Below are 6,276 nucleotides of genomic sequence, written 5' to 3'. Positions count from 1 at the left end.
TCAAAATAATCCCCAATAAAATATTAAAAACTTATTTTCTTTTTTTCAACATGAAACTACAGGTACATGCTTATAAAACATATATCCTTTTTTAAGTTGTTTTTCCTGTACTTCAGATAGAAAAATTCCCCCAAAATTTACCGAAGATTTGTTATTAAGAAAAATCTAAGCAATATTGAAAGTAAAAGGCTCCGTGCAAGAGAACACGGAGCCATATAAGAATAAAAAGCAAATAATTCGGGTTTATTCCGTTTTCAAGGCATCTACCGGATTGGCCATTGCCGAATGAATGCTCTGATACAAGATTGTCAGAAGTACAATAACGAAGGTTAAGAGCAAAGCACCGCCAAATAACCACCAACTTAATTCAGTGGCATAGGCAAAGTTCTGTAACCAATGATACATGACGTAATAACTTACCCCCACTCCAATGGGCAATGCCGGAAGTATCCGCACCAATATATACCGGTTCAAATCGTACACTACACTGCCGACCTGTGCTCCCAATACCCGGCGTACACTGATTTCTTTCCGTTTCTGGTGGGCAACAAAGCCCATTAACGCCACCAGTCCCAACAAGGCCAGTATGATAGCCAACACCGTCCCGCTCATCAAAATACGGGAAGTTATTTCATCCTGTTTATACATGTTGTCGGCGACATCTCTCAATTGCACCATAGCATAAGGCACTCCCTCAAAATGTTTTTTCATGATTTCCGCCACATGCTCTCTCGCCTGCTGGTATTCTCCAGGCTGATACCTTACCCCCAATACCGAAGAATAAGGAGAATAAGCCGTGTACACCAAACGACCTATCTTCGTCCGAGCCGAACCGTAATGAATGTCTTTCACGATTCCGACTACCGTTACCGGACTTCCGTTGAACATTACTTTTTTCCCCACAGGATCTTGTAATCCCAATGCTGCAAGTGTCGTCTCCGTCAGGAGAATACCAGCGGAATCCATTCTGTTCTCATATTTCAGTTCCCGTCCTTCCATGATAGGGATTTCATACGTTCTGAAATAGCCGGGGCCGGAGCGTCTTTCATCGATAGAGATGGTTTCTTTATCCGTCTGGTCTGTCCGTCTCAGATTTTGCCCGCTGCAACCGCTAAACGGATGTCCCTGCCCCATCGCCACATCCACTATTTCAGGATACTGCATCAAGTCGGAACGAATACCTTCATACGCATGCATGTTGCATCCCACACCCACTGTCAATACGTTATCAGGATTGAATCCCAACGGCATTTTTTTCATGTAGTCCAATTGACGCCACACTACCAAAAGCGCGGATATACAAAAAATAACCACCGAGAATTGTATTACCACCGAAGCGGCCGTCAGTTTGTATTTTCTGACTACCGTTTTCCGTACCAATTCCACCGGTGCAAAACGAGAAAGATAGTAGGCCGGATAGCCGCCCGCAATGAGCGATACCAATATGAAGAGCAAGACGAAGCATCCCCACATGGTTCCCGTCACACCTACCTCTTCGGGCATGTTGAAGTCTATCAATCCGGCAAATATTCCGGCAAACGCATAATACAGTGCAATAGCCAATACAAAAGCGACCGACGTAACCAATGTTGTTTCGGAAAATAGCATACCCATGATTGTTTTCCTTTCCGCTCCGTTTGTTTTACGTACACTTATTTCCATGGACCGCTTTTCTCCCTGAATGAGATACAATGAGATAAAATTAGACAAAGCTATCGCCAAAATAAAGAGCGTCACGACAATAATGAATATCAGATTGGTTTTACTGGCAGGCACGCTCAAATCGTAAGAAGAGGAACGGGTCGCCGTATGAAGTTCCGTCAATGGTTCGGTTATACTTTCAAAAGCAGCACCATATTTTCCGAAACGATTTGTCAGGAGTTCTGCATTGATTTGGTCGCATTTCGCTATGGCTACCGCCGGGTCTACTCCTGGACGCAATTTTAGATAGGTAAAATATTCCAGTCCTCCCCACCCGAATTCGGGTAATTTTGTCAGCAAGTCAAACTGGAAGTGCGTATTTTGCGGAATATCCTCAATGACCGCTTTTACCTCAAGCGATGTTCTTCTGGCTTCATACTGTAAACTTTTTCCGACGGGGTTACTCCCGACCCCGAAAAAACGGTCGGCCGTACTCCTCGTAATGACACAGGTATTCGGCATATTCAACGCTCCCTCCAGATTTCCATATACGGGAGTAAAAGAAAAAATATCCAGAAAGGATGAATCCACCATATAGCTTTTCACCGGTGCCTTCTCTCCGTTTTCATATTTCAAATCCATCGTTCCCCAGGTATATAGCCGGGAAGCCGTTTCCACTTCCGGAACCTCTTTTACCAAGGTCGATGCCAATACTCCTAGATTGATGGGATAATTCGCATTTTCACCACTTTCTTTCCATACGCTTAACATCCGGTAAATCCGGTCGGCATCCTTGAAATGCCTGTCGTAGGAAAACTCAAACTGCAAATAAACCAGCAGGAAAAGCGCAACAGCCAATCCTGTTCCCAAGCCGAAAATGTTGATAAACGTCAATCCTTTGTTCCGAAAAGCAGTTCTGTATAACCGCACAAAAGCCTGTAAAAAACTCATTCTATTTTGATTTAATTATTTTCTGCTTTTCTTTTTAACAAATTATATGCCAATATCATTAAACAACTAAATGACAGCTTTTTATATAACTTCAAAAAATAAAGCCGATGTCTATTTTTTAGACATCGGCGTATGATATATTGACACTTTACATTTACCAGTCAAGCCGTACGGTTTCTCCAGCTTGCAGTGTCAGCACTTTTTCTTTTTCCCGGTATTTTACGCGACAGCTTCCCGATTGGGAGGCTGTGACACTTGCTTCTTTCAACAATCCGTCTTTCCAACTCATATCCACAGTGTACCCTCCCCTGGCTTTCAATCCTTTTACACTACCCGTAGGCCAGGCCGTAGGCAGTGCCGGCAACAGATTTACCGTCCCGTCATAAGATTGCAACAACAGTTCTGCAATACCGGCTACCGCTCCCATATTCCCGTCAATCTGGAAAGGCGGATGGGCACACAGTAAATTAGCATACGAGCCGCTCCCGGAAGGGTTGCGGTAATCTCCCCGGCTGAGGGAAGGCCGTAAAATATTCCGTAACATTTTATACGACTGATTCCCGTCCAACAAACGAGCCCAAAAGTTGATTTTCCATGCCAACGACCAGCCGGTTCCCTCCTCTCCCCGATAGACCAGTGTCCGTTTCGCCGCTTCCGCCATTTGAGGAGTTTGGGCAGGAGATATTTGACAACCGGGATATAAAGCGTACAGATGCGAAACGTGCCTGTGAGGATTACGAGGGTCATCCAAATCCTCCTTCCACTCCTGCAACTGCCCGAAACGCCCGATTTTTAAAGGAGAAAGCCGCTCCCGAGCTGCCCGGATGCTGTCTATAAAACCCGTATCTTCTTTCACATATTCATAGGCTGCCAACAAATTGGTAAACAAATCCCACGCTATCTCCTGGTCAATCGTCGCTCCGATGGCAATATCTCCGTGTTCGGGAGAATAGGATGGAGAAGAAACCAGTGTCCCGTCCGTATCTTCGCTTAAATAATCCAGCCAGAATTCTCCGGCTTCCTTCATTATCGACCACGCTTTTTCTTTCAAATACTGTTCGTCTCCCGTATAGTTAAAGTGTTCCCACAGGTGCCTGCATAACCAGGCGGCACTGTTGGGCGCATACCCCCAATAGAAGCTCCAGCCGGGAGCCGTATATCCGTAAGCATTATTCATCGTATGTACGGACCAGCCGCGTGCATTGAAGTATTCTTTTGCCGTTACCCGTCCCGGTTCACGCAATTTGTCAATATATTCAATTAAAGGCAAATGGCATTCGCTCAAGTTGGTTACTTCGGCAGGCCAGTATATCATCTGCAAATTGATGTTCATGTGGTAATCGCATGCCCACGGTGCGTTTAATTCATGATTCCACCGTCCTTGCAAGTGTGCGGGCATCGTTCCCTCGCGCGAACTGCTGATCAGCAGATAACGTCCGTATTGAAAATACAGAGCCTCCAATCCTGGGTCATAGGCTCCCTGCGCATACTGCAATTGCCGTTTATCCGTCGTCAGTTGCTCTTGACCGGAATGTCCCAAATTTATTTCCACCCGGTTGAACAAAGCTCCGAAGTCCTGTTGATGGGCATGTCTGAGCACATCGAAATCCGTATTGCGCGCCCAAGTTATCGCCCGATTATTCACTGCTTCGTAATCATTACCCGTATAATCCGGATAACTGTTCCGGTAAGCGGATGCCACCGTGAGGTATAGTTCCAGCCAGGTAGCACTCTTTATCCGGTATTTCCCATCTTTTATGGCAGGTTTTCCGTCTGTTTTCACTAAGATTTTACCCTCAAACGGCAGCCCGTTGGAGGCTAGTGTCCCTTTTATTTCCAACAGGTCTTTTCCCACCGCTTTGACTGAATGCAGGTGAGGCGTCCGAAATTCGACCGCATAATCTTTTCCTTTGGGGGCGTCATTTGTGTATTTCATCACGAGCAAACGGGCAGGATAAGAAGCAAAATACGTGTTTTCAAAACGTATCCCTCCCATTATATAACGCACCCGCCCCTCCGCTTTGGACAAATCCAGCATACGCCGGTAATTCCCATATAAGGTGTCAGATGTTTCCACCGTGACAAAAAGCGACCCAAAGGTTTGGTTTCCTCCGAAATCCCCAAATTGGTCTCCGGCTGCCGTAGGTGTTGTTTCACCTATGAAATAACGCTCCGCCAGCTCCGCCGCTTTCGCCTTTTCTCCCTGTTTCAACAATTCACGGATTGTATCCAAATACCTCCAGCTCTCCCGCCTATTTCCTCCTCTGTATTTCTTATTCGCTCCGACACCTCCCGCCCAGAAACTTTCTTCCGAAACCTGCACTTCGTCCGTAACCGGACCGCCAAAAAACATGGCTCCCATATAGCCATTTCCAATGGGCAATGCCTCATTCATCCAATTTCTAGCCGGTTTGTCATATTCCAGTACCCAATCTTGCGCTACAGCGGAAAAGCTAGAGAGCAAGAGAAAGTACACAATCCATTCAATTTGTTTCTTCATCTTATAGGTTCTGTTATTTATTTTACAAAACGTCCGGTAAATTTACCTTTAGAAAGTACCCACGCAAGTAAGGAGCTAACCGCAAAGGTTGTACAGGCCATACAAAGGATGCGCACTATATAAGGCCAGCCGGCAAGGTTAAACAAGTCGTAATCCACAAATATAAAAATATAGTGACACAGATAAATCCCGAAACAGAGGCTTGCCAACCGGGATAACCACGGCAAAGAGGGTACACGTATTTTCTGCACAATGACAAAGAGTGCGAAGGTCATCATGAATACGTTTATTCCCGTAAAATACCATATTATTTCCAGATATGCATAGTTGCCGGGGAAATATTCCTGAGTAATTACGTAACCGACAGAGGTTATCAAATAGCCTACCGCAAACATCGGCAGGGTTATCAGAAGTGTTTTTCGCCAACTCCAGTCTAAGGGGTATTTCATCAAATAATAAGCTAAGAGCAAATAGCCCATAAAGCCGGAAAGGTAATAACATGTGCCGTAAGCATTCCAATCGCATTCACCCCATATTCCCATGTGTCCAAAGTTACCGCGATAGCCCAAGACGGGAGCAAACATTTTGATATAAGGAAGCAATAAGGACACTCCCCAAATCACCAATACCGTTTTCAATTCTTTGCGAGTCGCCTGCACTAACCAGCTGTTCAGCAACGGCATGAACAAATACAGCCCGATAAGCATGTAGAGATACCATAAGGGGACGGTATCGAAGTTGAAGTTAAATATAAAAGTATACAACCGTACCCACAAGGTGGAAGCAGTATAATCACCGATGGTTATCAAAGGGTTTTGCGTTTCCGGATTAAGACAAGTGAAGTAAAGGTATGTCAATACCGGCAAGAGGAGCGACCATCCCACTAAAGGAAACGATATGCGCCCGATGCGCTTACGATAAAATCCGGTAAGAGTGGTTCCGGGCTTTAAAGGCAGCAACAGTACACCGGTCATCATGACAAATAACGGTACACTCGGCCGCATGAAGCTCCCTGCAAATACTCCCGTCAGAAACGCCGGACGATTTACATCAAATTGAGCAACAAAAGCATCGCAACAATGGGAAAAGACCACAAAAAAACAAGCCAATACCCGCAAGAGGTCCACCCAGCCGATATTATTTTTTGCCTCCATGATTATATTTTAGAAGTTTACGGGGTTAAA

The 6,276-nt window shown here is 45.2% G+C and carries 3 protein-coding genes; all 3 read right to left on the bottom strand.

Annotated features, from left to right (window positions below; translation table 11 throughout):
• Positions 1–243: 243 nt before the first annotated feature.
• Positions 244–2,592, bottom strand: coding sequence for an ABC transporter permease (locus NFR61_RS07315; protein ID WP_251622178.1), 2,349 nt, complete (start codon positions 2,590–2,592; stop codon positions 244–246).
• A 154-nt stretch (positions 2,593–2,746) separates the two neighbouring features.
• Positions 2,747–5,092 (bottom strand): glycoside hydrolase family 95 protein, encoded by a 2,346-nt coding sequence (locus tag NFR61_RS07310; protein WP_251622176.1) that lies wholly within the window; start codon positions 5,090–5,092, stop codon positions 2,747–2,749.
• A 17-nt stretch (positions 5,093–5,109) separates the two neighbouring features.
• Positions 5,110–6,252 (bottom strand): acyltransferase, encoded by a 1,143-nt coding sequence (locus NFR61_RS07305; protein ID WP_251622183.1) that lies wholly within the window; start codon positions 6,250–6,252, stop codon positions 5,110–5,112.
• Between the last annotated feature and the right edge of the window lie 24 nt (positions 6,253–6,276).

It is taken from the genome of Odoribacter lunatus, assembly GCF_943193135.1.
Taxonomy (GTDB): Bacteria; Bacteroidota; Bacteroidia; order Bacteroidales; family Marinifilaceae; genus Culturomica; species Culturomica lunata.
Note: the sequence above shows the minus strand (reverse complement) of the source record. Positions and strands in the feature narration are given on the sequence as shown.

Excerpts from the sequence above, each read along its gene's own strand:
- NFR61_RS07315 (WP_251622178.1), bottom strand. The coding sequence starts at position 2,592 with ATGAGTTTTTTACAGGCTTTTGTGCGGTTATACAGAACTGCTTTTCGG.
- NFR61_RS07310 (WP_251622176.1), bottom strand. The coding sequence starts at position 5,092 with ATGAAGAAACAAATTGAATGGATTGTGTACTTTCTCTTGCTCTCTAGC.